2 protein-coding genes are annotated in these 1,967 nt (G+C 36.7%); one reads left to right on the top strand and one right to left on the bottom strand.

Features of this window, described 5'->3' with window-relative positions:
• Nucleotides 1-17: 17 nt before the first annotated feature.
• Nucleotides 18-809, bottom strand: a complete 792-nt coding sequence (locus AC22ZQ_RS14375) for a hypothetical protein (protein ID WP_318959448.1) — start codon at nt 807-809, stop codon at nt 18-20.
• Nucleotides 810-1,134: 325 nt separating this feature from the next.
• Between AC22ZQ_RS14375 and rocD the strand changes: the two genes are divergently transcribed.
• A partial coding sequence (rocD, locus tag AC22ZQ_RS14370; RefSeq protein WP_318959447.1) for an ornithine--oxo-acid transaminase occupies nt 1,135-1,967 on the top strand: 833 nt, incomplete at its 3' end.

Here is a 1,967-nt window from a genome sequence, read left to right as displayed (position 1 = left end):
CTTTAAACCTTCTATCATTATTGTTGGAAAACTTTTTCAGTTGTACCATCAGCATATGTTTTAATGACCATTCCTTTGTAGAATTCATCCACAGGCTGACCCAATAAATTGGTACGTGCAATTAAATTTTGTTGCGTTTGATTTTTTACTGTTATGATTCCGAATTCATGGTAACTTCCATCGAAATCAGTTTGAGAAAGCTGGTAGTAAACCGTTTCACTATTTAACTCAGTATCTGTATAGCTATAGCTTAATTCCTCGTCAGAGTTTCCCGCTCCCGCAATATTAGCAATGGTAATCCAGTTAACCCCGTCAGTAGACTTTTTTAAAGTAAAGTAATCGTTGTCTTTTTCGGCAGCTGTTACCCAATTAAGTTCTACAGTATTGTTGGTGGTATTGATCTCTGCATTGAAATCAGTAAGTGCAACGAAAAGAACACCTATATACTCACCTCCACCGTTGTATAAACAACCTACAGAACCGCCACTTCCACCATTGCCTCCATTGTTATTATTGTTATTACTGTTTCCATTAGGATTTGCAGGATCGTATAAATAATAATTAGAAAACTCTAGGGCATTTGATGCGCAGTTTACACCACTATTACCTGGGGTGTTGCAAAGTAAAGTTGAGTCACCGCCATACACAGATAAAATAGTGTCAAGGTTCATATTCAAAACTAATACTTCAGAACAATTACTAGATCCGTTACAGGTGTTGTTCGCTCCATCGGTAATAGTACCGGGGCACGAGCTCTGTGCAGCTAGTAAGTTGGGTAAGAATATTAATATAAATATTAGTCTTTTCATTTACTGTTGTTTAGCATTTTTAAATGCTCTGTGCGCATTGTAAAATACATGTCAAAATTAATACCTGTATTGTGATGTATACATAGTATTTTGACGAATGACTAGAATTTCTAGATGAATGAAAGGTTAACCGGAATTACTGATTTTTGGTCTCGATGAATGTAGATGAATAGACGATAAATGGAAAAGGACTCTTATCCGTTAACATTTAGAGAAGCCAAAAAAAATGATTACTTTTGAATTCCCGATTTTCTGAGTAAAATAGGGAGGTTTAGGAATTTTTTCTTCCTTACTTTATGAGGAAGAAGATTAAAAAGAAATAGAAATGAACACAACAATGGAGAAGTTAACATCAGAGGAATTAATCCAATTAGAAGACAAACACGGAGCGCATAACTACCACCCACTACCAGTAGTTTTGGCAAAAGGAGAAGGAGTTTACGTTTGGGATGTAGAAGGAAAAAAATACTTTGATTTCTTATCTGCTTATTCTGCAGTTAACCAAGGTCACTGTCACCCAAAGATTGTAAAGGCGATGACAGATCAGGCGCAAACATTAGCGTTAACGTCAAGAGCATTTTATAACGACGCCTTAGGTCCATTTGAAAAATATGTTACTGAGTACTTTGGTTTTGACAAAGTATTGCCAATGAACTCTGGTGCAGAGGCTGTGGAGACGGCGATTAAGATTACTAGAAAGTGGGCTTATGAGAAAAAAGGTATCGCTGAGAATGAAGCAAAAATCATTGTTTGTGAAAACAACTTCCACGGAAGAACTACAACTATTATTTCTTTTTCAAACGATCCAGTAGCGAGTGACAATTTTGGTCCTTACACACCAGGTTTCATTCGTATTCCTTACGATGATGTTGAAGCATTAGAAGCTGCATTAAAGGAGCCAAATGTTGCAGGACTTTTAGTGGAGCCTATTCAAGGTGAGGCTGGGGTTTATGTTCCATCTGAAGGTTATCTAACAAAAGCAAGAGAACTTTGTAAAGAAAACAATGCTTTGTTCATCGCTGATGAAGTACAGACAGGTATTGCTCGTACAGGAAGTTTATTAGAGGTTTGTGGAGATTGTACTTGTGGATCTACATGTGAAAAGCAAGCTACTTACAACGAGCCAGATATCTTAATTTTAGGTAAAGCAATTTCAGG

The sequence above is a fragment of the Lishizhenia sp. genome (assembly GCF_057456495.1).
This window is presented reverse-complemented; position numbering and strand designations above follow the sequence as displayed.